Below are 26,305 nucleotides of genomic sequence, written 5' to 3' on the forward strand. Positions count from 1 at the left end.
CCGTCGACCAGAACGACGCGTGGACGGGCCGTCACGGATCGGTCCGCATCAGGATCGCACCGCTCGGAGTCAACCCGCCGCTGCTGACCACGGCGACGCGCGCATTCTCGACCTGTCGCTCCCCGGCGTCGCCACGCAGTTGCGTGACCGCCTCGTGGAGCAGTCCCATTCCGTGTGTGCGACCGTGCGACAGCTGACCGCCGTGGGTGTTCAGCGGGATCACGCCGTCACGTGCGATGGCCTTGCCGCCGTCGAGGAAGTCCTTGGCCTCGCCGATGCCGCAGAAGCCGAGCGCTTCCAGCCAGGACAGGCAGTTGAACGAAAAGCCGTCGTACAACTCGGCGACGTCGACGTCGTTGGGCCGCAGCGAGGTTCGCGTCCACAGGTGCGCCGCCTGGCCGAGCACCTGAGGCTCGTGGGTCAGTGTGCTCTGGTCCCAGTCCGTGCGCTCGACGATCTGGGTGCCGACCGCTTCGAACAACACCGGTGTGCGCGGCATGTCCCTGGCCACCTCGACGGCCGAGACGATCACCGCGACCGCTCCGTCGCAGGGCACGTCGCAGTCGTACAGGCCGAACGGCGTGGTGATCATCCGCGCGCTCAGGTAGTCGTCCATGGTCATCGGGTCGCGGTAGATGGCAGTAGGATTCAGCGCCGCGTTCGCGCGCTGGTTCAACGCGATCCACCCGAGCGTCTCCCGCGTGGTGCCGTAGCGGTCGAAGTGCCGTTGGGCGTTGAGCGCGAGCGTGTGCGCCGCGGACATGGCGCCGAAGGGCATCTGCCAGCTCGACGTCCGCCCGCCTCCCGGCGGTGAGGCCTTGCCTTCCTTCATCAACTGCTGAAAGGTGGCCTCCCACAACGTGCGGAAGCACAGCACGTGGCGGGCCATACCCGTCGCGACCGCCATCATCGCCGCGATGACGGAGCCGCCCGGGCCGAAGGTGTCCATGCCGCCGTTGATCCACGCCGGACGGATGCCGAGCGCTCCCTCGAGCGCGCTGACGCCGCCTTCACCCATGCCGGCGATGTCCAGCCCCGGATACGTCGAGAGCCCGTCGATCTCGTCCAAGGTGAGGCCCGCGTCGGCGACCGCTGCTTCGCAGGCCTCGATCGTCAGCGACAGCGGCGGCACCATCAGCCGGCGGCCGAGCCGCGAGGCGCCGATTCCCGTGATGGCGGAGTGCTCTTCGAAACGCTGCGTCGTCAGCGGCGTGCTGACGTGCTTGGCGAAGTCCTGCGGCGCGATCTCGTCCTGCGGCAGCGGGCCGGGCTGGTCGTCGCCACTGGGCCGAAAGACCGGCAGCCAGACATCTTCGAGCTTCTCGAACTCGACTTCGACCAGCTGACCCAGCTCCAGGTCTTGCGGGTCGCAGTCGACGATGTTGGTGGTCAACCGCACTCGGGGGTCTTCGACGACCGCGACCTGGGCGACCACGTACGGCGGCGGCAGGTCGGGGAAGCCGAAGCGATGGTTGACCGTGAAGGCCGACAGCGTCGCTTTGCCGGACACGTCGCGCACGCCCATGTTGCGGCCGCGGCAGTACCGGCACACCGGCTGCGGCGGATGGATGAGCGCCGAACAGTCGCGGCACTCCTGGATGCGTAGGACGTTGTCAGCGCCTGCGGTCCAGAAGAACTCGTTGAGAACCGTCAGTTCCGGCAGTGGCCTTGTCACCGAACGAATCCCGAGATCGCCTCGTTGTTGTCGCCGGCCGTCGGGTCGGGCTCCGGGGACTCGTGCGGTTCGTCGCGCACGGCATTGTCGTCCGAAGGGCGGTGCTCGCCCATGTAGATGATCGCGTGCACGGGGCAGTCGAGCAGCGCACGCATCACCGCGTCGCGGTCCTTCTCCGGCACTGTTCCGTCGCCGATCAGCGAGGCGTATCCCCAGTCGTCGAGCGAGAAGTACCCCGGCGCGTGCTTGGCGCAGATGCCGAAGCCGTCGCACAGCGTGCGGTCGAGCCGAATCCTCAACCCGTCACTCATGATTGAGCCACCGCCTCCACTTCGTACGGCCGAACAGCATCGAACTTCCGGTTTCGGCAGGCATCGCAGTCATCGGCGAGATGGCGGGTGACCGCCTGCGGGAACTGGCGCAGCAGACTGGCGGCGATGTTGGTGGCGCCGTCGAGTGTGCCGCAGGCGCCGCGGCCGCGCAGCACCACCGACCACCGCTCCAGCCGGGTGACATCCTCGTCGGTCGCCGTTCCGTCGCGCAGCGCGCAGATGACGGCTGCCATCGCGGCGGTGCCGTTGAAGCAGCTTCCGCACTGGCCGGCGTTCTCGCGGTCGAAGTAGGACATCACCGATGCGGCGACGGCGACCGGGCAGTCGTCGGTCAGGATTGAGATTGCCCCGCAGCCGAGGCCGCTGCCGAGGCGCCGGATCGACTCGTGGTCGAGCGTCGCGTCGAGGACGTCGGTGTTGAGCAGGCCGGCGAAGTAGCCGCCCATCAACGCGCCGATCACGGACTCCTTGTCGACGCCGTGCACGTGCAGCAGCTCGGCAAATGTTGCGCCATGCGGGATCTCGTACAGTGCGGGCGGTCGGTCAGCGCCGGTGACGGTTGCGAGGAACGTCCCGGGCGACATCGGCGTGCCCGCCGACCGGAATGCCTGCGCGCCGTGCTCGTGGATGACCGGCAGGTTGGCCAACGTCTCGACGTTGCTGACCATCGTCGGCAGTCCGGCGACCCCTTCTTCGAAGGGCCGGGGCGGTTTGTCGGTTGGCTTGGCCTGGCCTCCGTTGATGCGCCGGACCGCCGCGGTCTCCTCGCCGGCGACATAGCCCGGTTCGACGGTCACGACCGCCACCTCGGTGCCACCGAACGTGTCCGATGGGACCTGGCTCAGCGCGGTGCTGACGGCACTGGCGGCCTCGTCGTCGGACACGTAGACGTAGGCACGCACGGCTCCGGCGACGGCGGCCGCGAGGCGTAGTCCGTCGAGTACCAGATGGGGCCGGTTGCGCAGCAGCCAGCGATCCTTGACCGAGGCCGGTTCGCCCTCTTCGCCGTTCGCGACCACGACCGTGTCCGATCCGCGCTGGTGTGCGGTGCGCACCGAGCGCAGCTTGGTGCCGATGGGGAAGGCGGCGCCGCCCCGGCCCAGCAGTCCCGACAGATCGACCTGCTCGGCCAACGCTTCCGCGTCGGTCAGTGGGCGATATCCACCGGCCTGCACGTAGTCGGCGTAGTCCTCTGGGCCCGACCCCGCGGTCCGCAGCAGTCGCGGCGCAGAGTCCGGCCAGGCGGCGGTGATGAGATCGGTGGCGGTGGAGGTCATGAGGGGTCCTTGTGAACCGCGGATAGGCTGACGGACATGAGGACTGCGGTGGTTCGTGTCGGCGTCGACCGCGCCGGCGAACTCAGCCCGGTGCAACTCGCCGACGGCACGGCCCGGCTACGCGAGTTGGCCGGTTCGGCAGGTATCGAACTGGTGGACAATGACATTTCCGGTCTGCCGCCCCACCGCCGCGAGGTGGAACTGCTGATCACAGGCGATGAACCCGACGAGCTCACGCGTACCGCAGTCAACTTGTGCGCCAAGGCTTTCGGGACCGCACCGGTACCCGGCGTGGTGACTTTCATCAGCCGTGGCACCGACGACGACGCGCACGGGGTGCTCGCCGGGCTCGGGCTTGCCGGCGACATCGAACGTGAAACCGGTGATGACGGTTGGGACATCGTCCATGTGACGCTGCGCAAGGCGGACCTCGAGCGCGTGCCCGAGAGTCGCGTCCACACCGCGCTGGAGGCATCGCTGAACTGCGAGGTGCGCATCCGCACGAGGTGAGGCACTGATGATGGTGCGCTCATCAGCTGTCCAGGAACTGGAGGATCGCCGGCGCTGCCTGCACCCAGGTGTCGAACATGTTGAAGCGCTTCACCTTTCCGGACGCACGCGCCTCGCCGGCCCGTTCCCACGCGTCCTCCGGCCATGGCGGGTCGATCAGCTGGGACCCTTTGATCAGGCAGCTGACCTCGAGAGACGTCCGCTTGGGGTGGTCGAGGTCGTTCTCGCCGCCGCGGATGATCAGCGTCGGCACCTTGATGTTGTCGAACATCTCGTCCTCGACACCGGGGATGGTCTGCCCTGGTTTCGGGACGAACGCGTTGAGCCACCGCAGCATCAGCTTGAGGAACTCATCAGGGTCCTGGCCCAGGAAGCGGTCACGGTTGGCGGGGTTCTCCTCGATGCGCTGCTTCCACTCGTCGACGTGGATGACGCCCTTCATGCCCGCACCGCGAACCGCGAGGATGCTCGGCACGATGTAGTACGAGCCCAGCACGAATGAGCCATACACACCACCGACGATGTTCCACACCACGAGTTTTCGGACGATCTCCGGATACAGCATGGTGGTCAGCATCGAGTCGCGCGCACCGCCGGACCCCCCGGCGATGATGCACGGACCGATGCCGAGTCCGGTGATCAGCGCGTGCAAGGTGTCGGCGCGCATGTGCGACTCGCTCTGCCCGTAGAACTGCACATCGGACTTGCCGCAGTTCGGCCGGTCCCACAGCAGTACGCGGTAGCCGCCGTCGACCAGCGCCTGCGCAAGCGGCCGCAGACCGTCGATGTCCTTGCTGAACCGGCCGCCGGGGGTGAGTGCGATGAAATCGCCTTGTTGGCCGAGGATTTCGTAGACGACGTTGCCGCCGTTGATCTCGGTGATCTCCTCGCCGGGCTGGAGCTTCGGGCTCATGCTTGGACCAGCACCTCGTTGCCGACCACCCGCACGGGATAGGTGCGAATGCTCCATTCCGGCTTGACCGCGGTTGTCCCCGTGGCCAACTCGAAACCCCACTGGTGCCAGGGGCAGTAGATGTACTCGAGGTCGCGCACCATCACCGCGTCGCCGGGCACGCTGTCGTCGACGACGGTCCGGCCCCGGGCCCGTCCGGAGCACAGCGGGCCGCCTTCGTGCGGACAGTAGTTCGCGATCGCGTAGAACGTGCCGTTGACGTTGTACACCCCGACACCGTGGCGCCCGATCGGAACCAGTTTGTGCTTACCCGGCGGGATCTCGTCGACCGTGGCGACGACGTGTTCACGCCCCTGTGCCAATCTTTTTGGGCCAGCCGGAGGCGTCTTCTCCTGATCGGTCAATTCAGAACACCCGCACCTGGCCCTCGAGGGCCGGAACCGTTTCGGGAAGGTGATAGGTCGCAATGCCGTTGCGGAACATCACGGCTTCACGGGCATGCTCGGGCAGGTGCTTGACCAGCCAACGGGGATCGTCGAACGTCCAGTGCGGATAGTCGCTGCTGTAGAGCAGGATCTTCTCGCACTCCATCCACTCGAACGCCCGCGACAACTCCGTCTTGTCCTCCGGGTAGTCCAGCGGCTGGGTCGTGAACTTGATGTGGTCCTTGACGTATTCCGACGGCTTGCGCTTGATGTCGAGCCACGACTTACGTGCTTCGTAGATGGCGTCCATCCGCCACATCAGCGGCAGGATCCACGTGAAGGCGTGCTCCACCAACACGATTCGCAATGTCGGGAACCGGTCGAACAGTCCGTCGAAGACCATGCTCATCACCTGGTTCGCGGCCAGCAGCGAGTAGGTGACCATGAAATCGTGGTTGTAGCTGGGGAATCCGACCGGCGGGATCGGCAGTTCCTCGTGGTGGCTGCGCGACAGGTGACAGCTCACCGTGATGTCGTGCTTGGTGGCGGCTTCCCAGATCGGGTTGTACTTCGGATCTCCCCACGCCGGACGGGGTTCGGCCTTGATCAGGATCTGGCCCATGTAGGGATGTCCGGCCCAGCGCTCGATCTCGCGGGCCGAATCCTGCGGCGCCTCGATCGCCACGCAGATCGATCCGCGCCACCGCTCATGCCAGTTGTTGTGACCGTCCAGCCAGTGGTTGGCCTGCCAATCGTTGAGCGCCACGCTCATCGCGTGATTGACCTCGGGGAAACGCGCGGGGTAGGCGGCGGGCTCCAGGATCGCGATGTCGGCACCCGCCTCCATGATCAGCTGCTTGAACGCCAGATCCGGGTCACTGCCGGCGAAGTTGCCGTCGGCGGGGAACGTGTCCACGCGCATCGCGTAGGCGTGCGCGTAGTCCGGTGCGTCGTAGTAGATCTGGTCACCGATCTTGCGCGTCAGGAAGTACTTGCTGCGCCATGGCTCCGGGATGTACGGCGTCAGCTCGCCCGCCCTCGGAGTCGGGTGCACGTCGGAGTCGACGCAACGCACCGCGACTCGTTCGGCGGCCGGTTTGCGCTCTGTCACTGTCACCGTCATCGTGACTCCCTGCCTTTCACCGCTTCTCCGAGCTTTCGAGTCCTATCACTGTGCGCTCACCGACGCGCCGACGTCTATGCCGTACAGTTCGGCGGCGTTTCGCCAGCACAGCTTGTCGCGCTGTTCGGCGGTGTACGTGGAGGGCACCAACAGGTCGTTGAGTTGCCAGTGCGGGTAGCTCGACCCGTACATCACCATGTCATCCTTGCCCGTGAAACTCAGCCATTCGCCGGCATACTCCACGTCACCGGGGCCGTCCATCACGCCCTGCACGAAGTACGTGTGACCGGGCAAGTAGTCGCTCGGCATCTTCGGTGCCCATGGCGTCTGCTCCAGGTGCGGGCGACCGAAGCAGTCCATCCGCCACATGAACGGTGTCAGCAGGTCGGCGGCGCCGTCGGCCCACACGAACTTCAGCGTCGGCATCCGTTCGAATACGCCTTCGACGATGAGGTTCATCAGGTGGTAGAGGTAATTGAGCGCCATGAAGCTGACGTAGTTCTCGTAGGTCCTGGGCACGCCGGAAGGCGTCGGCGCGAACTGGATTCCCGCGCCCATCTCGATGTGCACCGAGACCGGCAGGTTCGCCTCGACAGCTGCCTCCCACAGCGGCCAGAACTGCGGCTTGCCGTACAGCTCGCGGGACTGCAGAGGTACGCCGATCTGCACGACGCGGGGATGGTCTTTGTACTTCGCGATGTCGCGAAGGGCGCCGGGAATGTCGTCTGGGTTGACCCGGATGGTGCCGCGGAAGCGGTCGGCGTACGGGTTGTCGTCGAGCCAGCGCGTGACCATCAACTCGTTGTGGGCAGCCGAGATGGCCGTGCCCAGATGCCGATCGGGCATGATGCCGCGCGTCATCGGGTGCAGTATCGCGATGTCCACGCCGCGCTCGTCGAACAGCTGCCGACCGACGAACTCGGGGTCCGATCCCGGATAGCGGCGATCGGCATCGGTGCCGGGGGCGTACTCGCCACCTGGCGCGCCGTACCAGTCCATCTCGTAGTCGGGAAACCCGCGGCTCTTGAACGGCTCGCGCATGAAGCTGCGGAGGTCCTTGTTCGACTTGCTGAAGATGTGCACGCTCGCGTCGATTACCGGGGTGGTGTTCCCGTCCGGGTGTTGCATGACCAAGGCTGTCCTCCGATGTCATCCGGCGGTCGGCAGGGCGCAGGAAAGCGCTGCGCGAAGCGCCGAACACCTCCAGTGTAAAGCGTTGTTCTTCATTCGCAAGAATCGAGTTCTCAACGAAACGCTTACCTCTGCGCAGGTCAGGGTGCGCGCTGGTCACCTGCACGACACGCTGGCAGCGAAACGGGGTAGTCATATCGGGAGAACGATTACGACATCTCAGGAGAATGTTATTCTCGCCGGACGCGCTGCACATCTCTGAGAACCCGGGAGGCTAGGTGTTACTGGAGTTCGACGCCGATCAGCGACTCTGGCAGGAGACTGTGCGCGACGCGGTCAGCAAGCAGTGCCCGGCCTCGCTCGTGCGCGGTATCGCCGAGAACGGGGTCGACCCGACGCCACTGTGGAAGACCTACGTCGACGCCGGCTGGACCGAGTTGGCCGACCCGGAGAACGCGGTCGAACTCGCGATCGTGCTCGAGGAGCTCGGCCGGGCCACCGACCCGACACCGTTTCTCGCGACCCTGACCCAGTTCGCGCCGCTGGCAGGGGAGCGGTTTGATCCCCACCGGGCCGCGACCGCGGTGTACGACGGCGTCAGCGCGCACCGGGTCGCCGACGGCTGGGTGCTCGACGGCACCGCCCGGCACGTCCTCGACGGTGACCGCGCCGAGCAGTTCGCCGTCGTGACAGAAGCCGGCGTGTTCGTCGTCGAGGCCGACCGGGCCGCCGCACGCCGCAGCCCCGTCTTCGATCCGGTACTGCACGTCGCCGACGTCTCGTTCGTCGACGCGCGGGTGCCCGACACGGATCGGGTGCAGGGGGCCGATGCCGAACGGGCGCGCCACGTCGCGCTGACCGGGCTGGCCGTCACCACGGTCGGCGCCTGCCAGCGAATCCTCGACCTGGTGCTCGAACATGCCAAGCAGCGCCAGCAGTTCGGCGTCGCGATCGGTTCCTTCCAGGCGGTGCAACACAAGGCGGTCGACATGCACGTCGCGACCGAACGTGCGCGGGCGCTGTCGTACTTCGCAGCGCTGACGATAGCGGCCGACGATCCCCGTCGACGGCTGGCGGCCGCGATGGCCAAGGCGTCCGCGGGCGAGGCGCAGGCTCTGGTGTTCCGGCATGGCCTGCAGTTGTTCGGCGCGATGGGCTTCACATGGGAGAACGACCTCCAGTTCGCACTGAAGCGGGCGAAGGCCGGCGAGTTGATGCTCGGCGGCGCGGCCGAGCATCGTGCAGTCATCGCCGAGGAATACAGGAGCACCGGTGCAGCTGACTTTTGATTCCGAAGTCGAGGAGTTCCGCGCCGAGTTCGCGGCTTTTCTCGACGAGCATCTGCCCTCGGAGGCGCAGACGTTGGAGCGGCCGCGGTCGGTCTCGCACATGCCGCAGTGGGCCCGCGACTGGCAACGCCTGCTGTTCGACAACGGCTGGCTGCTGCCCGCCCAGCCGCCGGAGTTCGGCGGGCGTAACGCCTCGGTGGTGCAGCAGTTCGTTCACCTCGACGAGTTGTGCCGCCGTCGCATCTACCACAGCTTCAACCCGCAGGGTGTGAACATCATTGCGGCATCGTTGATCTCGTTCGGCTCCGACGAGCAGAAGCACCGCTGGGCGGTGCCGGTGCTGCGCGCCGAGATCACCGCGTCGCTCGGGATGAGTGAGCCGAGCGCCGGCTCGGATCTGGCCTCACTGCGGACGCGAGCGGTGCTCGACGGCGACCACTTCGTGGTCAACGGCCAGAAGGTGTGGACCTCGGGTGCGCACGACGCCGATTTCCTGCTGACGTTCGTGCGCACCGACCCGGATGCGCCCAAGCACAAGGGGATCAGCGCGCTGATCATCCCGACCGACACGCCAGGCGTCGTGTGCCGCCCGTTCGCCGACATGACCGGACAGGACAATCTCGACTTCAACGAGGTGTTCTTCACCGACGCGCGCGTACCCGCGGAGAACCTCGTCGGACCGCTCAACGGCGGCTGGGGCGTCGCCAACGGCTCCCTGGGACATGAGCGCACGATGATGTGGCTGGGGTTCGCCGACCGGATCGACAACATGATCGCCGACTTCCGGCCGCGCACCGAACTCCAGCGTGACCAGTACGCCACGACGATCATGGACTACCAGGCGCTGCGGGCGATGGGCTCGGCGGCGCTGGCCCGCGCGGCGCGCGGTGAGATGGACACCGCCTCGGTGTCGGTCCTCAAACTGTTCGGTTCGGAGGCCGAGCGCCAAGCGATGGAGAACGCGCTGACCGCCGCCGGTGCAGAGGGACTGGTGCATCCGTCGACCTCGGGACCGTACGAGCACATGAACCTCGACCACTACTTCGCGAGCTGGTTCGAACGGTACGCGCGCAGTTTCGGTGGCACGATCGCCGGCGGCACCTCGGAGATCCAGCGCAACATCATCGCCACCCAGGTACTCGGCCTGCCGCGGCGCTGACGACGGTGGCCGAGGCGCTCTCGATCGACCGGCCGCAGTCCGGTGTTCTTGTCCTGCAACTGAATCGACCTCGACAGCTCAACGCCATCGACGAGGCCATGCGGGACGCACTGGCCCAGGCGTTTCGCGAGATCGCCGCCGACACGTCAGTCAACGCCGTGGTGCTGACCGGCGCGGGGCGCGGTTTCTGTTCAGGTATCGACGTGCGCAACTTCGGGCCCGGCATGCTCGACGCGTCGGCTCCGGCGATTGACCGGATGCGCTTCCAGGAGTCGATGGCCGCGCTGCCCGAGGCCATTCGGGCCCTTCCGCAGCCGGTGATCGCCGCGGTCAACGGTCCCTGCGTCGGCGCCGGCCTGGCGCTGGCGCTCGCATCGGACATCCGGATATGTTCCACGGCGGCCTCTTTCGGCAATGCCGCGATACTGCTCGGTCTGTCCGGTGCGGAGATGGGCATGAGCTATCACCTGCCGCGCATCGTCGGCACCAGCGTCGCGGCCGACTGGATGTTGACCGGGCGCACCGTATCGGCTGAGGAGGCCGACCGCCGAGGGCTGGTCAGCGAACTCGTCGAAGCCGACCGGCTGTTCGAGCGCGCCGTCGAAGTGGCGACGACGATCGCCGCCCTCTCTCCGCTGGGCGTGCAGTTGACCAAGCGCGCGCTGCAGGCCAACACCGACGCTCCGCTGGACGCGGCGCTGGAACTGGAGAACCGCAACCAGGTGCTCTCGCACGCGACCGACGATGCGGCGCAGCGTCGGAGCAAGTGGTCGGGCACCTGAACGTACGGAAGGACGAGTTGTGGCCTGGGACTTCTCCACTGACCCCGAGTGGGCCGAACAGCTGCAGTGGGTCGAGCAGTTCGTCCGCGAGGAGTGCGAACCGATCGACTACATCGTAAAGGAGTCCCACGACCTCGACGACCCCGTGCGGCAGGCACTGATCCCTCCGCTGCAGCAGATCGTCAAGGAGCGCGGGCTGTGGGCCACGCACCTCGGGCCGCACCTGGGCGGTCCCGGCTACGGCCAGGTCAAGCTCGCGCTGCTCAACGAGATCCTCGGACGTTCGGAGTGTGCGCCGATCGTGTTCGGTTCACAGGCACCCGATTCCGGCAACAGTGAGATCCTCGCGCACTACGGAACGCCCGAACTCAAGTCGCGGTATCTCGAACCGCTGCTGGACAACCGGATCGTGTCGTGCTTCTCGATGACCGAACCGCACGGCGGGGCCGACCCGAAGGTGTTCACCACGACCGCGATGCGCGACGGCGACCACTGGGTCATCAACGGCGAGAAGTGGTATTCGTCGTTCGCGTCGATGGCGTCGTTCATCATCGTGATGGCGATGACTGATCCGGACGCGCCGCCGTATCAACGTTATTCGATGTTCGTGCTGCCCGGCGACACCCCCGGCATCAACGTGCTGCGCGACGTCGGGCTGGGGTACCAGCCGCTCGGTGGCGGCCGCGAGGGCTATGTCCGCTACGAGAACGTCCGGGTGCCCGACGACCACATGCTGGGACCGCGCGGCGGTGCGTTCGTCGTGGCCCAGACCAGGCTGGGCGGCGGGCGCATCCACCACGCCATGCGGACCGTGGGGCTGGTGCGACGGATCTTCGACATGCTCACCGAGCGGGCGGTGTCGCGCTACACCCAGGGCTCGGTGCTGGCCGACAAGCAGATGGTCCAGGAGATGATCGCCGACTCGTGGATGGAGATCGAGGCGTTCCGGCTGCTGACCCTGCAGACAGCATGGAAGATCGACAAGTACAACGACTACAAGGCTGTGCGCGCGGACATCTCCGCCGTCAAGGCCATGATGCAGAAGGTGTTGCACGACGTGTCGGCGCGGGCGTTGCAGTTACACGGATCGCTGGGCACCTCCCACGAGATGCCGTTCGTGCAGTACCTCACGGAGTCGTTCGTGCTCGGCCTGGCCGACGGGCCGACGGAGGTGCACAAGGTCACGCTCGCGCGGCTGCTGCTCAAGGATGTCGCACCGGCGCCGGACGCGTTTCCGTCCGAGCATCTGCTGCGGCTGCGGGAAGCCGCCGAAGTCAAGTTCGCCGACAAGCTCGCGGGCATCCCGCGCACCTGAGGGGGCAACGATGACGTGTGACGGCAAGGTCGCCCTGGTCACCGGAACCAGCCGAGGACTCGGCAAGGCCATCGCCAAGCGGCTGGCCGCAGCGGGTGCGACCGTCGCGCTGACAGCGCGCACGCTCGATCCGGATCCGAAATACCAAGGCTCGCTGCGTCAGACATTGGAGGACATCGAGGCCGCGGGTGGTTCTGCGGTCGCGGTGGCCGCCGACCTGTCGCAGAGCGACGAGCGCGAGCGCCTCTTCGCTGAGGTGGTGCAGACAGTCGGGGCACCCGACATCCTGGTCAACAACGCGGCGGTGACGTTCCTGCGCCCGCTCGACGAGTTCCCCGAGCGGCGAGTCCGCCTCATGATAGAGATGCATGTGATGGCTCCGCTGCATCTGACGCAGCTGGCTATCCCCGCCATGCGGGAGCGCGGCCGCGGGTGGGTGCTCAACGTGACATCCGTCGGCGGTGACCTTCCCGACGGGCCTCCGTTCGCCGAGTTCGATCGCAGCGCGGGCTTCGGCATCTACGGCACGGCGAAGGCTGCCCTGAACCGGCTGACGAAAAGCCTTGCGGCCGAACTGTACGACGACGGCATCGCGGTCAACGCCGCCGCGCCGACCAACCCTGTCGCCACCGAGGGCGCCGGTGCGCTCGATCTGGCCAAGACCGACACCGAGGACATCTCGCTGATCACCGAGACCGCTTATCTGATGTGCACCGGGGATCCGAAGACGCTGACCGGCCGCATCGCGCACACACAGACGTTCCTGGGCGAGCTGGGACGGCTATGAGGTACCGCCCGACCAGAAGCCCCGCGAGTGTCGGGTTGATCGACGACTTTCGCGAGGAAGCGTGCGCTAACGCGACACTCGAGCCGAGTTGTGCAGCCATATGAAGGTTCAGCCCGCTGCGTACCTGCGCACCACACTGCCGCTGGACCTGTCTACCCTGCAAACGCTCGACAGCGGCCGCTACCACTCGATCTGGCTGCCCGACCACATGGTCAGCTTCTGGCCGGACTCCATCTGGACACCTGAGTTCACCGACCTCGCAACGGTTTCACCGTCGCCGCACCGTCACCTCGACGCGATGGCGGTGGCCGCCGCCGCCGCGGTGCTGACGAAGAACGTGCCGTTGGTGACGAGCGTCGTCGACACGGTGCGACGTCACCCGTCGCTGCTGGCGCAGAGCGCGCTGACCATCGACCATCTCGCGCAGGGCCGCTTCATCCTGGGCCTGGGCAGCGGCGAGACCGAGAACACGGTGCCGTACGGTTTCGATTTCAGTCGGCCGGTCAGCCGGTTCGAGGAGGCGCTGCGCGTCATCCGCCTGCTGTGGGACAGCGACGGGCCCGTCGACTTCGAGGGCCGGTTCTACCGACTGCAGCACGCGCGATTGGACACCGAACCGTACGACGGCCGGCCGCCGCGCATCTGGATCGGCGGCAGCGGTCCGCGCACTCTCGACATCGTCGGCCGGTACGCGGACGGGTGGTGGCCGACGGGGGCCTGGTCACCGGAGGACTACGCGGAAAAGCTTGCGACGGTGCGGCTTTCCGCTGAGAAGGCCGACCGCGATCCGGCGGCGATCACACCGTGCTTCATCCAGGTGTGCCTGGTCGGTCGTGACGACGCCGCGATCGCCGAGATCCTCGACGCGCCCCTGGTGAAGTCGTTCCTGCTGCAGGTGTCCGCCGAGGTGCTGCGCACGGCGGGTTTCGAGCACCCGATGGGGGAGAACTGGCGCGGATACCAGGACATCGACCCAGCGGTGCTCACCCGCGAGCGCATCGTCGACTTCCTCGACCGGGTCGAACCTGAGATGGTCTTGGCGATGGTGCCGCACGGCACACCCAAGCGGCTCGCCCGCGTCATCAAGGAGTATGTCGACGCGGGACTGCGAGTGCCGAAGATCATGGACTACGGCGCCATGGCGGGCCTGCGGTACACCGCGCAGTCGGCGCAGAACGTGCGCGACGTCGAGGACGAGCTGGTGAAACTGTGCGGAGACGTCCAGTGACCGCAGACCTGGTCGCGGCGGACCTGCTTGCCCGCGCCGAGCATGACACTGGACTTGACGACTACGGCGATCCCACACTGCCCGAACGCTTTTCGCTGGTGGTGGACCACCTCAACGCCGTCGGCATGGACGCCGATGGTCAGCGGCGCGCGGCCGAGGTGTGCCACTGGCTGCTGACCTCGCGGCTGGAGTTCTTCGAAGACCGGCGCCGCTATCCGCTCGCCGAGGAGGTCATCGAGCGGCCGATGTTCGTCACCGGGGAACCGCGCTCGGGCACCACGCTGATGCATGCGCTGATGTCCGTCGACCCCGCGTCCCGGGCGCTGCGATTCTGGGAGGTGATGTACCCCTCGCCTCCGCCCGGCACCGTCGACGGTGCCGATCCGCGACGCGCGCGGGCCGAGGCCGACTGGCGCGAGATCAACGCGACGCTGCCGAAGTGGTTGCACAGCCACCCCTACAACGACATGCTGGGCGACGGCCTGCCCGAGGACGAACGGACGTGGGCGTTCGACTTCAGGGTGCTGACGCCCACGGCGTGGTGGCGCGTGCCGATGCAGAGCGTCGTCGGCGGACTGCCCACCGATGCGGCTGCGCAGTACCGCATCCACCGGGCGATGCTGCAGCACCTGCAGTACGGTCGGCCGCGGAAACGCTGGGTGCTCAAGGGGTTTCACGGCTTCCGGCTGACGGAGTTCTTCGAAGCGTATCCCGACGCGACGCTGATGTGGTTGCACCGCGACCCGGTGCAGGTCGCCGCCTCGCGCACGATGATGATGGCTGACATTCTCGAGGGCATCGCCGGGCCGGTCGACCTGCACGCCGCCGCCAAGATGCACCTGCAGCTGACCCGCGAGAGCATCGCCAACACGATGAGCCATCCGCTGGTGGACGATCCGCGGATACTGCACGTGCGGTACAGCGATTTCGTCGCCGACCAGGTCGACACCGTGCGCCGCTATTACGAATTCGCCGGCCGAGCGCTGAACTCCGAGGCGGAGACCGCGATGCGCGCGTATCTGACCGCCAACCCGGGTGACAGGCACGGCAAGTTCCGGTATTCGACGTCGCTGCTGACCGATATCGGTGAGGATCTCGATGCTCTGCACGACGAATTCCGGGCCTTCCGGGAGCGTTTCGGCGTCGAGATCGAGAAGCGGGGCTGAGGTGACCGACGATCGGATCTCTGTGCACAGCGTGACGTTCATGGGCTCGTCGGTACGCGAGATGGAGTCACACTGGCGGGCGCTCGGCGTCCGGCGGCTCAGCCTCATCGACACGCAACTCTTCGAGCCGGACCTGCGGACGATGATCAGTCAAGGGGACTACACGGTCGAGACCGTGTATCACCTGTTCTCGTCGCGGGATTCGCTGATGTCGGTCATCGACGCGGCGGCCGGCGTGGGCGCGCGGGTGGTCTACATGTTGACTGGCGGCCGCGGTGATCTCACGTGGGACGACGCCGCGCAGCGCTTCGGAGACGCGGTGGCCCCGTGCAAGGACGTGGCGAGGCAGGCCGGCGTGGCGCTGGCGATCGAGAACGCGTCGAGTCTCTACGCCGACATGCATATCGCCCACAGCCTGCGCGACACGATCACGCTGGCCGAGATGACCGGGCTCGACATCTGTATCGACCTCTTCCACTGCTGGGCCGAGGCGGGGCTGCGCGCGTTGCTCGAGCGGGCACTGCCGCGGACGCAGGTCATCCAGCTGAGTGACTACGTGCTCGGCGATCGCGCGCTGCCGGCGCGCGCGGTGCCCGGCGACGGCGCCATTCCCATCGAGCCCTTCGTCGAAGCGGCGCTCGCGTCGGGATATCCGCATCACTTCGACCTGGAACTGATCGGCCCGCGCGTCGAGCGCGAGGGTCGGCTGCAAGCGGCCCGCCGCGGCTGCACGGTGGTATCGACGATGCTGGAACGACTCGACCGTTAGGAGTGGCGATGGGTTTCGGAGAGGGCTCCGAAGACGCCGTGCTCAAGACGGCGTGGGACACCTTCTGCGACCGGTTGAAGGCGGCGGGGGAGCAGGTCTTCAAGGACCCCAATCCCGCGACGGAAGTTCAGCGCGTCGACGGGTTCCGTTTCCTCACACAAAATCTGGGCCAGGCTTTCGACCTGGCGCTGGAGACCCGCGATACGCGCTACCCGATGATCCACACGTTCTGTCATCCCACCCGCAAGCTCGGCGGCGACTGTGCGGACTTCCTCTATCAGCAGGCCTGGATCGATGGGGGGTCGACGTACCGCATCACCGGCGATCGCGGCACGGCCCGGTTCTTCAACATCACGGTCCAAGGACCACGCCGGGACGGGCCGGGCGTCTTGCATGAACCCTTCGGCGACGTTCCCGAGGCGAACCTCACCGGTGCCCAGCTGCAAACCGCGCCCGACGGCAGCTTCGAGGCGTACGTCGGCGGTGCTGATCGGGACCGCAACTGGCTGCCCACCACGGCGGGTTCGCGAAAGTTGTTCATCCGTCAGGGTTTCGACCGGTGGGACGAGAAGCCGGCCCGGTTGCGCATAGAACGCGTCGACATGGAATCGCCGAAACCGCTGCCCACTGCGGCGGACATGGTCGAGGCCATCGGCTGGGCCGGCGACTTCCTGACGGGGATGATGACCGACTGGCCCGAGTACCCCTTCACTCACGGCGGTGTGGACGCCGACCGCCCCAACATGTTTCCCGACTTCACGTCGACGGGCGCGGACGAGAAGCGCGGCCGCGCGGCGGTGAACATGCACTGGCGTCTCGCCCCCGACGAGGCGCTGATCATCGAATTCCACGCGCACGACGGGCTGTGGATGCTGACCAATATGGGTGCGTTCTTCACCAGCATGGACTACCTGTACCGGCCGGTGAGCTACACGCCGAGTCGCACCGCCGTCGACTCGGACGGCAGGATCCGGCTGGTGCTGTGCCACGACGACCCCGGCCTGCGCAACTGGATGGACACTCAAGGTTTCGAACGGGGCAACGTGACCTACCGGCACATGCTCGAAGGCGAGCCGGTGGCGCTGAGCACGCGGCTGGTCAAGCGAACCGATCTGACCGGCGCACTACCTGTCGACACTGCCACGGTGACCCCGGCCGAACGCACCGCGATGATGTGGGATCGCTTCAACGGGATTCGGCAGCGCTACAGCTCGTGACTAACGGGTCTAGAGCCGTTGCAGTTTGAACGTCCAGAACTGCGTGCCGGGCGGCCCGTTGAAACAGCCGACGTCGTAACGCGACTCGATGGTGCCGACGAGCGACGCCTCGTCCCACGAGTAGGTCTCATGGGTGGGCAGGACCTGCCCCGGGCAACGCAGGCCGTCGGGCACATCCGTGGTCATGGTGTAGCGCCCGTTGACCAGCTGGGCCTGCCCCTCGTAGTACGCGTAGAACTTGAGGCGAGGCGTGGCGCTGATATACGCGCAGTCGGGCTGCTTGTCTGGATAGCAGGGGTGGATGAACCAGAACCAGGACGCCCGGTCGTACCGGTTGGTCTGCAGGTCGTAGTTGCCCCAGATCATCGTGGCGTTGGCCTGCGACGGTGTGAGGATGGCGACGGCCAGCATGAGCGCGGCGACAACAGGCCCGAACTTGATGCGCTTCATCGCGGTCCTTCCACTTCTGTGCCGCTGCTCATCGAACCAGCCTAACGGGCGGTCACCTCCACCGATCAGTAAATGACGGCGGCTTCCTTGCGCTCGGTGATCGGCCGGGCGAGTTCCTGTTCGTGGCAGATGCGCTGCAGCTTCTCCAACGTCTCGTCGAGGCCCGGACCGAGCGGCTTGCTCGGCGTGAACGTGGCGGGCAGATTGCGCATGCCCTGGATCACGCCGATCGTGTCGTAGTGAACCGTGCCTTCGGGATCACACACGTAGTCGGGCATGCGGTCCAGCACGGCGGTCAGCATCGACTTGAAGACGGTGCGCGCCACATTGGAGCCCACGCACCGGTGCACACCGATGCCGAAGCTGAAGTGCCGGTTGCCCTTCCGGTCGAGGATGACCTCATTGGGCTGGTCGAACACCGACGGATCGCGGTTGGCCATCGCCCAGGACAGCCAGAGCCGCTCATACTGCTTGAACTGGTGGCCCTCCACCTCGACGTCCTCGGCGAAGGTCCGGCCGTCGCCCGGCGCCGGGGTGAAGAACCGCAGGAACTCCTCGGTGGCCGGATGCAGCAGCTTGTCGCGCTCACGACTCAGCCGTTCGCGTTCGTCGGGGTGCTCGCCGAGCCATTCGAGTGCGTGCGCGGTCAGCGCGGTGGTGGTGTCGAAACCGCCGCCGATGATCAGGCCGAGGTTGCCGAGAATCTCCATGTCGGGCGCGGGTTCGCCGTCGACCCGCAACTGCACCAGCGCATTCACCAGCCCGGGACGCGGATTCTCCCGGATCTCCATCATGTTGTTGATGATGTCGATGCCCATTTCGCGGTGCTGCTCGTTGATCTTCTCCCGCTCGGGGGAGTGTTCAGGCGTGTACACCGAGGCGTGGGTGGGCTCGCTGTAGACGTTCCACTTCTTCAGATCGATGCCCATCATCGCCAGCGTGAACACCGCGGGTACGACGTTGGCCAGGTGCTCGACGAAGTCGATGCGGCCCGACTCGATGTGCTCATCGAGCGCGGCCCGGGTGATCTCGTCGACGAACGGCTCCCAGCGTTTGATCGCCGCGGGAGACAGGTACGGGTTCAACGCGCCCCGGTAAGCGCTGTGCTCGGGCTCGTCCATCTCCAGGATGCCGCCGCGAACCACGGTGGCACGGCTGGCCTTCGGGATCGTGATGCCCTGAAACGGTGTCTCGCCGGTGATGTCGTGATGATTGGACACCGCGGGGCAGCGGGCCAGTTCGAACACGTGCTTGCTGTCGGCTGCGACCCAGTGCCCGGCGTAGGTGTCCGTCCAGGCCATCGGGCACCGGGACTGCATCTCCTCGGTGATCTTCTCGAACTGCAGCCGGTATTCCGGTGTGTGCCGGTCGAAGTGGTACCTGTTCTTCTTGCGGTCGTCGTCGGTCGCGACATCGTCGACTGTCACGGCGTGTCTCCTATTTGCTTCCTCGGCGGCCTTCGCGCTTCAAAGGCGGGTCATTCGATGACGATGGCCTGTTCCGGACACGACTGCGCCGCCTCCCGGACCACGTCCTCCTGGTCGGCGGGCACCACCTCGTTCACCGGCGATGCATGGCCGTCGACATCGTCGAGCACGAACGAGTCGGGAGCGATCATGGCGCACAGGGTGTGCCCCTGGCAGCGTGATCCGTCTACTGAAACCTTCACTGTCACAACTCCTTTGCGCTTAGTTGTGGTAGTCGTACCACTTCAGGTAGCCGCCGGCGTCGACGCGCAGCTGGGCGCCGGTGACGAAGCGCGCTTCGTCGGAGGCCAGCCACAGCACCGCGTTGCTGATGTCCTCCGGCTCGATCCAGGGCACCTTCATCGCCTGCTGCACGTAGAACACGGGCTCGGCGTCCTTGAGCTCCGGCTTTTCCAGGTCGGGCCGGAAGGAGCGGTACATCGGCTCGCTCTGCAGCATGTTGGTGTTGCAGTTGGTCGGGTGCACGACGTTGGCGCGGATCCCGCGCGGCGCCAGTTCGGTGGCGAGATCGTGCACGTACGCCGACAGCGCGCGCTTTGAGTGCACGTAGGCCATGCCGCCGGGGTCGTTGCCGGGGTCGTTCTTCTGGTGGGTGTCCATCAGCGCCGCGGTGGATCCGGTCGCGATGATCGACGCGCCCTCCTTGAGGTGCAGCAGCGACACCTGGATCGCGTTGATCGTCCCGATCAGGTTGGTGTTGATGACGTCGATCCACGCCTGCAGCGGCGGTTGGCCTTTCATCCCCGCGACACCGGCCTGCGCGACGACGATGTCCAGGCCGCCGAGTTGCGCGATGCCGTCTTCGAGCGCGGCCTTCAGCTGAGAAGCCTCGCGTACGTCGGCCTTGGCGGTGACCACCCGCCGGCCGGTCTTTTCGATGAACGCCGCAGTCTCCTCGAGATCCTCCGGCGTGGCCATCGGATAGCCGATGGTGTCGATGTTCTCGCAGAGGTCGACCGCGATGATGTCGGCCCCCTCCTCCGCCAGCCGTACGGCGTGACTGCGTCCCTGCCCGCGCGCCGCACCGGTGACGAATGCGACCTTTCCCTGTACGCGTCCCACTCGAGTTCCTTTCCTGTAACTGGCGATTACTTCGCTACGTGTTCCGGCCGCCGTTGACGCCGAGGATCTGACCGGTGATGTAACCGGCTTCCTCGGAGACCAGGAATGCGCACGCGGCCGCGATGTCCTCGGGTCTGCCGATCCGGCGCACCGGCGTGGTGTCGATGTTCTGCTGCACCACCAGGTAGCCGCGTTCCTCGGACTTGCGCAGCATCGGGGTGTCGATGAAACCCGGCGGTACGGCGTTGACGGTGATGCCGGCCGGGCCGTACTCGAGCGCCAGCGACTTGGTGAGCCCGTTTACCGCCGACTTGGCCGCCACGTACGACGACATGTACGGCTGCCCGGAGTGTGTGCTCGACGACGAGATGTTGACGATGCGTCCCCAACCGGCCTCGAGCATGTCGGGCAGCACGGCCTGGATGCAGTGGAACACCCCGTTCAGGTTGACGTCGATCACCCGCTGCCAGTCGGCGAACTCGAGATCGGTGAAGCGCTTGAACTTCTCCATGCCCGCGGCATTCACCAGGACCGTCACCGGGCCGAGTTGCGCGCGGATCGCGTCTAGTGCGGCGGCCACCTGACCCCGGTCGGTCACGTCGGCCGTGAACGCGAACTCTTCATCCGACGGGTTGATGTCGATGACGGCCACGTGCATGCCGTCGGCACGCAACCGGCGCGCCACGGCCTGTCCGATGCCGGATCCACCTCCGGTGACGACGGCGTTCTTCATGACTCCGCCCGTGGCCCGGTCATCTTGCTCCTCACCTGCGCGACGCCATCAAAGAACGGTCCTTTCGATTATGAGAACCGTACTCTCGGCTCTTGTAACTCCGCAAGACAGCCAGCCCCGGCGATTCGCACTGGTGAGACGCCGGAGGGCTGATTGTCGCACCGTTATCCGCAGGCAGTGACGATTCCGGACATTCTCTTGAGTTCTCTTCAGGCGAATGTATGATTCGCCGGTGATGAGAATGAAGTTTCCATCACATCTGCCAGCACTGGTCAAGCACTGGCCCACCCCATAGTGATTGCCGAGGAGGATGATGCAGGAAGCGACCACCATCTCGAGTGACGAGGCGGCTCCAGACTCCCTGGAGCGGCGGCTGCTGATCGACGGCCGACTGCTCGAGACCGACCGGACGTTTCCCTCCGTCAACCCGGCCACCGGTGACGTGCTCGGGTATGCGCCCGACGCCTCGGTCGCTGACGCCCAAGCCGCCGTCGCCGCGGCGCGCCGCGCGTTCGACGAGACCGACTGGTCGACGAACACCGAACTGCGAATCCGCTGCCTCGAGCAGTTCCACCGGGCGCTGGTCGACCACCGCGACGAACTCGCCGCACTGACGATCGCCGAAGTCGGTGCCACCGAGGCGCTCTGTCAGGGCGCGCAGCTCGACCAACCCATCGAGATCGTGCGCTACTACGCCGGCCTGCTGAAGAGTTATCCGCTGACCGAGGACCTCGGCAACATCGAGAGCCGGGGCATGCAGCATCACCGTTGGGTGGAGAAGGAAGCCGCGGGAGTGGTGGCCGCGATCATCGCCTACAACTACCCGAACCAGTTGGCGCTGGCGAAGCTGGCACCCGCACTGGCCGCCGGTTGCACGGTGATCCTCAAGTCCGCGCCGGACACGCCGCTGATCACCCTGGCGCTCGGTGAGCTGATCGCCAACCACACCGACATCCCCGCCGGCGTCGTCAACGTGCTCAGCGGGGCCGACCCCGAGGTCGGCGCCGCGCTGACCACCAGCCCGGACGTCGACATGGTCACATTCACCGGCTCGACGCCGACCGGCCGCCGGATCATGGCCGCCGCCAGCGAGACCCTCAAGAAGGTCTTCCTCGAACTCGGCGGCAAGTCGGCCGCCATCGTGCTCGACGACGCCGACTTCAACACCGCCGCACTGTTCAGCGCGTTCAGCATGGTCACGCATGCCGGCCAGGGCTGCGCGCTGACGTCGCGGCTGCTGGTGCCGCGTTCGCACCACGACGAGATCGTCGAACTGCTCAAGAACAACTTCGGCCTGGTGCGCTACGGAGATCCAGCTGACCCGTCCACCTACATGGGGCCACTGATCAGCGAGAAGCAGCGCGACAAGGTCGACGACATGGTGCAGCGCGCGGTGGCGGCCGGCGCGACGCTGGTGACCGGCGGCCAAAAGGTCGACCCCGGCTACTTCTATACGCCGACATTGTTGACCGGCGTCGACCCCGACAGCGAGATCGCGCAGGAGGAGGTCTTCGGCCCGGTTCTCGTCGTCATCACCTATGACGACGACGACGATGCGGTGCGCATTGCGAACAACTCGATCTACGGGCTGTCGGGTGCCGTGTTCGGAAGCCAGGACCGCGCACTGGCGCTCGCGCGCCGGATCCGCACCGGCACCTTCTCGATCAACGGCGGCAACTACTTCAGTCCCGACAGTCCGTTCGGCGGATACAAGCAGTCCGGCATCGGCCGGGAGATGGGCACCGCGGGGCTCGAAGAGTTCCTGGAGTCCAAGACGTTCGCGACGGTGGTGGGTTGAGCAGATGAGCAGGCCATTGGACGGCATCCGCGTCCTCGAAGTCGCGATGTACGGGTTCGTCCCCTCGGCGGGCGCGGTGCTGCGGGAATGGGGCGCCGACGTCGTCAAGGTCGAGCACGCCGTCACCGGCGATCCGCAACGCGGACTGCGGCAGACCGGCCTGCTGCGGGTCGAAGGCGATCCCAACCCGAACATCGAGCACGCCAACCGAGGCAAGCGCAGCATCGGCCTGGACATGTCGATACCGGAGGGCCGCGAGATCCTGCTGGAGCTGGCGAAGAACGCAGACGTCTTCCTCACCAGCTTCCTGCCCGGGCACCGGCAGAAGTTCGGGATCGACGTCGACGACATCCGCGCGGTGAACCCCAAGATCATCTACGCACGCGGCAGCGCGCTGGGCCCGCGCGGCGAAGAGTCCGTCAAGGGCGGCTACGACATGACCGCGTTCTGGTGCCGGGCCGGCACCGCCGCCACCATCACGCCGCCCGGCACGCCCGGCATGGTGGGGCCCCCGGGCCCGGCTTACGGCGACACCATCTCCGGTACGAACCTGGCCGGCGGGATCGCCGCGGCGCTGCTGAAGCGCGAGCGCACCGGTGAGCCGTCGGTGGTCGACGTCTCGCTGCTGGGCAGCGGGCTGTGGTCACTCGGGCACACCGTGGCGCTGACCAAGCACCTCGGCCAGCGCATGGAGGCCTTCCCGCCGGGCGTGCACGGCTCGCCGATAAACCCGCTCGTCGGCCTCTATCCGACCGCCGACGACCGCTACATCTCGTTTGTGATGATGCAGCCCACCAAGTTCTGGGCCGACGTCTGCAAGCACATGGACCTCGACGACCTCGCCGACGACCCGCGGTTCGCGACCGCCGAGTCGATCGCGGAGAACACCGAGGCGGCCTCCCAGATTCTCAAGCAGGCGATGTCGAAGCGGCCGCTGGCCGAATGGAGTGAGCGGTTCGCGACGCTGCTCGGGCCGTGGGCGCCCGTGCAGGACACCCTGCAAGCCGCAGAGGACGCGCAGATCCGGGCGAACGAGTATCTGGTGCAGGCCGGCGAGCTCGAATTGGTTGCCAACCCCGTGCAGTTCGATGTCACCGCGCCACAGTCGGGGCCCGCACCAGGCTTCGCTGAGCAAACTGACGAAATTTTGCTGGAGCTTGGGTTGGATTGGGACCGCATCATCGAGCTCAAGACAGCCGGCGCAGTCACTTAAGGTCCGAGGAATTCAGAGGAAGGTTCGTATGCCCTTTGTCGCGTCGATCGGCACGTATCTGCCGTGCTGGGGCTCGCCCCAGCGCCGCGTGCCCGGCGACGACGAGGACGCAATCACACTGGCCGTGGAGGCCGGCCGGGCGGCGCTCATCGCCAGTGGAGCCGTCGAGCGCGTCGTGCTGGTCAGCCGCGACCTGCCGTTGCTGGACAGCAGCAATGCGGCCGTGCTGCTCGCGGGGCTCGGTCTCGACCCCGAACTCGAGGTCGACGAGCGACTCGGCGGTGCGCCCGCGACGCTCGACGCGGTCAGCTCGGCCAGACCGCGCACGCTGATCATCGGCACCGACCTCGACCCGGCAGGGGCGGCCGCGATCCTGACCGCCGAGCGCGGGCTGCAGGTGCGCACGGCGGCCCGCGTCGCGCGCAGCCTTCCGGTGCGCACCCGCAAGGCGACCGGCGACGTACACGACTACGGCGATCCCCGGCTCCTGCACCAGCGGGGGCTGCTCGCCTCGTTGGAGGCCGCCTGGCTCGACACGCCCGCCGCGGTCGCGGGTGTCGACCATGCATGGGCGGCAGAGCTGACGATCGGTGATCCGCCCGCATTGCCGACCACCGGCGCGAGCGCCAGCTTGTTCGCGTTGGCCGGTATGTCCGAACGGAATTCGACGGGTCCGCTCGTCGCCGTGGAACAAGCCAGCCTGTCGGGGCTGACGGTCATCGGCGGTGTGGCCGAGCTGCACCGGCGCGAACCGGCGGCGCGGCCCCAGCCCGAGGGCACCGTCGTCGGCGACGCCGAGATCCCGATCTCGCTGGCCGCCTATGAGCGGGCGTTCGAGGCCAAAGTCCGCTGGGAGGCCGGCAGGTTCACCGGATCGGACGACCTCGATTTCCCACCGCGCTACCGGTTGTCCGACAACGGCACGCTGTCCACCGGCTACGAGCTTGTTCCGTTGCCGCGCACCGGAATCGTGTACACCGAGACGACCGTGCACATACCGGTACCGGGCCTGCGTTCGCCCTACTCGCTGGTGATCGTCGAGCTCGACGGCGTGGGCGTGCGCGCGCTGGTGAAGGTGACCGGAGCCGCTCCCGGGAGCGTCGACATCGGCACGCGCGGACGGTTGGCGCTGCGCCGCGTCGCCGTGCGCTCCGGGGTGCCTGACTACGGGTACATGTTCGAGCCGGAAATGGTGGCGGCATGAGGGCCGACGCATGAGGAGAGTCGCTGTCGTCGGCGCCGGAATGACGGCGTTCGGGGAGCATTTCGCTCTCGGGCTCAAGGATCTTCTGCCGATGGCTTTCGCCGAGTGTGCGGCCAGCGTCGACAAGGGCCTGAAGAAGTCCGATCTGCAGGCCGCCTGGTTCGGTGCGATGGGTACCGCCGACGGTTTCCCGGCCGGCATCCTTGCCGACACGCTCGGACTACCGAACCTGCCGGTGACCCGTGTCGAGAACTCCTGTGCCACAGGCAATGACGCGATTCGCAACGCGCTGTTCGCAGTTGCCTCCGGCGCATTCGACGTCGCGCTCGTGATGGGTGCAGACAAGTTGCGCGACACCACTTCTCGCGACATGTTGTGGGAGTGGGAGGCGATGGCACGCGACATGGCGTGGGACTATCCTCTTGGGGTCGTCTCACCCGCCGGCTTCGCACTGCACGTCCGGCGTTACATGCACGAGTCGCCCACGACCGCTGAGCATCTTGCGATGGTGGCGGTCAAGAATCACCGCCACGGGGTGAACAACCCCAAGGCGCGCCTGCGGTTCGAGATCACGATGGAACAGGCGATGGAAGCGCCGGTCGTCGTCACGCCGTTCCGCCTCTACGACTGCGCACCGCAGAGTGACGGCGCGGCCGCCCTCGTGCTCGCCGCAGAAGACGTCGTCGACCGTTTCACGAATCGACCGGTGTGGATCCGGGGAGTGGGGCTCGGTCTGGACTCCGTTATGCACCAACACAAAGCGGACATGACGACGATGCCCGCGACGGTGCGGGCCGCCAAGCAGGCTTTTGAGATGGCCAGTCTTGTTCCTGGCGATGTTCATGTGGCTGAAGTTCACGATTTCTTCACGGGCATCGAACTGATCAGCTATGAAGATCTGGGATTCGCCGAGAGGTTCGGGGGCCACAAACTCGTCGAAGCGGAAGTGACGACTGTGGGCGGGAGTTTGCCTGTGAACCCGAGCGGGGGGCTGAAGGCCAAAGGGCATCCGCCCGGCGCGACCGGTGTCGCGCAGTGCGTCGAGCTGTTCGCACAACTACGTGGAGAAGCCGTGAACCAGGTCGACGGCGCCCGGATCGGCCTTGCCCATAACATTGGCGGGCCCACCGCGGTGGCGGCGGTGACCATCCTGGAAGGAGACGGCAATGGCGCGGGGTAGTGGGCCGGAGCGCTGGTCTGCGGGGTTGCCGCCGTTGCGGAATCTGGCTGGGCCGATGCAGGCGGTTGGTGCGTTGTTCG

General features: G+C 66.7%; 26 protein-coding genes. 14 read left to right on the forward strand and 12 right to left on the reverse strand.

From position 1 onward, the window contains the following. Positions 1–31 precede the first annotated feature (31 nt). Genes A5663_RS03820 through A5663_RS03830 form a run of 3 tightly spaced genes read right to left on the reverse strand, consistent with a single transcriptional unit; the run spans position 32 to position 3,284 of the window. Positions 32–1,675 (reverse strand): OB-fold domain-containing protein, encoded by a 1,644-nt coding sequence (locus A5663_RS03820; protein ID WP_068144047.1) that lies wholly within the window; start codon positions 1,673–1,675, stop codon positions 32–34. Then, the gene (locus A5663_RS03825) at positions 1,672–1,986 is read right to left on the reverse strand and encodes a ferredoxin (RefSeq protein WP_068144049.1); all 315 of its coding nucleotides are present in this window, start codon (positions 1,984–1,986) and stop codon (positions 1,672–1,674) included. The genes A5663_RS03820 and A5663_RS03825 overlap by 4 nt, the downstream gene beginning before the upstream one ends. Further along, a complete protein-coding gene (locus A5663_RS03830) occupies positions 1,983–3,284 on the reverse strand; it encodes an NADH-ubiquinone oxidoreductase-F iron-sulfur binding region domain-containing protein (RefSeq protein WP_068144051.1) in 1,302 nt (433 codons plus the stop codon). Before A5663_RS03830 ends, A5663_RS03825 begins: the two co-directional genes overlap by 4 nt. A gap of 36 nt (positions 3,285–3,320) precedes the next feature. On the opposite strand from A5663_RS03830, the gene A5663_RS03835 reads away from it, so the two are divergent. Then, positions 3,321–3,794 carry a hypothetical protein gene (locus tag A5663_RS03835; protein ID WP_068144052.1) on the forward strand — a complete coding sequence of 158 codons (474 nt, stop codon included), beginning with the start codon at positions 3,321–3,323 and terminating at the stop codon, positions 3,792–3,794. A gap of 22 nt (positions 3,795–3,816) precedes the next feature. Here the strand turns inward: A5663_RS03835 and A5663_RS03840 are convergent, their stop codons facing one another. Genes A5663_RS03840 through A5663_RS03855 form a run of 4 tightly spaced genes read right to left on the reverse strand, consistent with a single transcriptional unit; the run spans position 3,817 to position 7,383 of the window. Beyond that, positions 3,817–4,707 carry an alpha/beta fold hydrolase gene (locus A5663_RS03840; RefSeq protein ID WP_068144054.1) on the reverse strand — a complete coding sequence of 297 codons (891 nt, stop codon included), beginning with the start codon at positions 4,705–4,707 and terminating at the stop codon, positions 3,817–3,819. Beyond that, positions 4,704–5,111, reverse strand: coding sequence for a Rieske 2Fe-2S domain-containing protein (locus tag A5663_RS03845; protein ID WP_068144057.1), 408 nt, complete (start codon positions 5,109–5,111; stop codon positions 4,704–4,706). The genes A5663_RS03840 and A5663_RS03845 overlap by 4 nt, the downstream gene beginning before the upstream one ends. 1 nt (position 5,112) lies before the next feature. Continuing rightward, positions 5,113–6,255, reverse strand: coding sequence for an amidohydrolase family protein (locus tag A5663_RS03850; protein WP_068144058.1), 1,143 nt, complete (start codon positions 6,253–6,255; stop codon positions 5,113–5,115). 45 nt (positions 6,256–6,300) lie between these two features. Beyond that, entirely contained in the window at positions 6,301–7,383 is a 1,083-nt protein-coding gene (locus tag A5663_RS03855) for an amidohydrolase family protein (protein ID WP_197503281.1), read from the reverse strand. A gap of 281 nt (positions 7,384–7,664) precedes the next feature. Here A5663_RS03855 and A5663_RS03860 point away from each other — a divergent pair, with 281 nt between their 5' ends. From A5663_RS03860 to A5663_RS03900, 9 genes are all read left to right on the forward strand, one after another. Beyond that, a complete protein-coding gene (locus A5663_RS03860) occupies positions 7,665–8,675 on the forward strand; it encodes an acyl-CoA dehydrogenase family protein (RefSeq protein WP_068144112.1) in 1,011 nt (336 codons plus the stop codon). Then, entirely contained in the window at positions 8,659–9,834 is a 1,176-nt protein-coding gene (locus A5663_RS03865) for an acyl-CoA dehydrogenase family protein (RefSeq protein ID WP_068144062.1), read from the forward strand. Before A5663_RS03860 ends, A5663_RS03865 begins: the two co-directional genes overlap by 17 nt. 5 nt (positions 9,835–9,839) lie before the next feature. Next, positions 9,840–10,616, forward strand: coding sequence for an enoyl-CoA hydratase/isomerase family protein (locus A5663_RS03870; protein ID WP_068144065.1), 777 nt, complete (start codon positions 9,840–9,842; stop codon positions 10,614–10,616). A gap of 19 nt (positions 10,617–10,635) precedes the next feature. Next, positions 10,636–11,931 (forward strand): acyl-CoA dehydrogenase family protein, encoded by a 1,296-nt coding sequence (locus A5663_RS03875; protein WP_068144067.1) that lies wholly within the window; start codon positions 10,636–10,638, stop codon positions 11,929–11,931. Between the two features lie 10 nt (positions 11,932–11,941). Beyond that, positions 11,942–12,718 carry an SDR family oxidoreductase gene (locus A5663_RS03880; RefSeq protein ID WP_068144070.1) on the forward strand — a complete coding sequence of 259 codons (777 nt, stop codon included), beginning with the start codon at positions 11,942–11,944 and terminating at the stop codon, positions 12,716–12,718. Positions 12,719–12,818: 100 nt separating this feature from the next. Beyond that, the gene (locus tag A5663_RS03885) at positions 12,819–13,946 is read left to right on the forward strand and encodes an LLM class flavin-dependent oxidoreductase (protein WP_068144073.1); all 1,128 of its coding nucleotides are present in this window, start codon (positions 12,819–12,821) and stop codon (positions 13,944–13,946) included. Continuing rightward, on the forward strand, positions 13,943–15,112 hold the full coding sequence (locus A5663_RS03890) for a sulfotransferase (RefSeq protein WP_068144075.1): 1,170 nt from the start codon (positions 13,943–13,945) through the stop codon (positions 15,110–15,112). The genes A5663_RS03885 and A5663_RS03890 overlap by 4 nt, the downstream gene beginning before the upstream one ends. Before the next feature lie 40 nt (positions 15,113–15,152). Then, positions 15,153–15,881 (forward strand): sugar phosphate isomerase/epimerase, encoded by a 729-nt coding sequence (locus A5663_RS03895; RefSeq protein ID WP_068144114.1) that lies wholly within the window; start codon positions 15,153–15,155, stop codon positions 15,879–15,881. Between the two features lie 8 nt (positions 15,882–15,889). Further along, positions 15,890–17,098, forward strand: a complete 1,209-nt coding sequence (locus tag A5663_RS03900; RefSeq protein WP_068144116.1) for a DUF1214 domain-containing protein — start codon at positions 15,890–15,892, stop codon at positions 17,096–17,098. 9 nt (positions 17,099–17,107) lie between these two features. Here the strand turns inward: A5663_RS03900 and A5663_RS03905 are convergent, their stop codons facing one another. From A5663_RS03905 to A5663_RS03925, 5 genes are all read right to left on the reverse strand, one after another. Then, positions 17,108–17,548: a hypothetical protein gene (locus A5663_RS03905; RefSeq protein ID WP_068144077.1), complete on the reverse strand. Its 441-nt coding sequence runs from the start codon at positions 17,546–17,548 to the stop codon at positions 17,108–17,110. A gap of 65 nt (positions 17,549–17,613) precedes the next feature. Continuing rightward, the gene (locus tag A5663_RS03910) at positions 17,614–18,975 is read right to left on the reverse strand and encodes a cytochrome P450 (RefSeq protein ID WP_068144079.1); all 1,362 of its coding nucleotides are present in this window, start codon (positions 18,973–18,975) and stop codon (positions 17,614–17,616) included. Positions 18,976–19,025: 50 nt separating this feature from the next. Continuing rightward, on the reverse strand, positions 19,026–19,217 hold the full coding sequence (locus tag A5663_RS03915; RefSeq protein WP_068144082.1) for a ferredoxin: 192 nt from the start codon (positions 19,215–19,217) through the stop codon (positions 19,026–19,028). 19 nt (positions 19,218–19,236) lie between these two features. Then, the gene (locus A5663_RS03920) at positions 19,237–20,097 is read right to left on the reverse strand and encodes a mycofactocin-coupled SDR family oxidoreductase (protein ID WP_068144083.1); all 861 of its coding nucleotides are present in this window, start codon (positions 20,095–20,097) and stop codon (positions 19,237–19,239) included. Between the two features lie 34 nt (positions 20,098–20,131). Then, the gene (locus A5663_RS03925) at positions 20,132–20,830 is read right to left on the reverse strand and encodes an SDR family NAD(P)-dependent oxidoreductase (protein WP_068144085.1); all 699 of its coding nucleotides are present in this window, start codon (positions 20,828–20,830) and stop codon (positions 20,132–20,134) included. Between the two features lie 313 nt (positions 20,831–21,143). Between A5663_RS03925 and A5663_RS03930 the strand changes: the two genes are divergently transcribed. The 4 genes from A5663_RS03930 to A5663_RS03945 are packed head-to-tail and all read left to right on the forward strand — an operon-like array spanning position 21,144 to position 26,225. Then, the gene (locus tag A5663_RS03930; protein ID WP_068144118.1) at positions 21,144–22,628 is read left to right on the forward strand and encodes an aldehyde dehydrogenase family protein; all 1,485 of its coding nucleotides are present in this window, start codon (positions 21,144–21,146) and stop codon (positions 22,626–22,628) included. A 4-nt stretch (positions 22,629–22,632) separates the two neighbouring features. Next, a complete protein-coding gene (locus tag A5663_RS03935) occupies positions 22,633–23,841 on the forward strand; it encodes a CaiB/BaiF CoA-transferase family protein (RefSeq protein ID WP_068144087.1) in 1,209 nt (402 codons plus the stop codon). A 28-nt stretch (positions 23,842–23,869) separates the two neighbouring features. Beyond that, entirely contained in the window at positions 23,870–25,045 is a 1,176-nt protein-coding gene (locus A5663_RS03940; protein ID WP_068144088.1) for an OB-fold domain-containing protein, read from the forward strand. A 10-nt stretch (positions 25,046–25,055) separates the two neighbouring features. Then, on the forward strand, positions 25,056–26,225 hold the full coding sequence (locus tag A5663_RS03945; protein ID WP_068144090.1) for a thiolase: 1,170 nt from the start codon (positions 25,056–25,058) through the stop codon (positions 26,223–26,225). Positions 26,226–26,305: the final 80 nt, after the last annotated feature.

Source organism: Mycobacterium sp. E740, from assembly GCF_001672895.1.
GTDB lineage: Bacteria > Actinomycetota > Actinomycetes > Mycobacteriales > Mycobacteriaceae > Mycobacterium.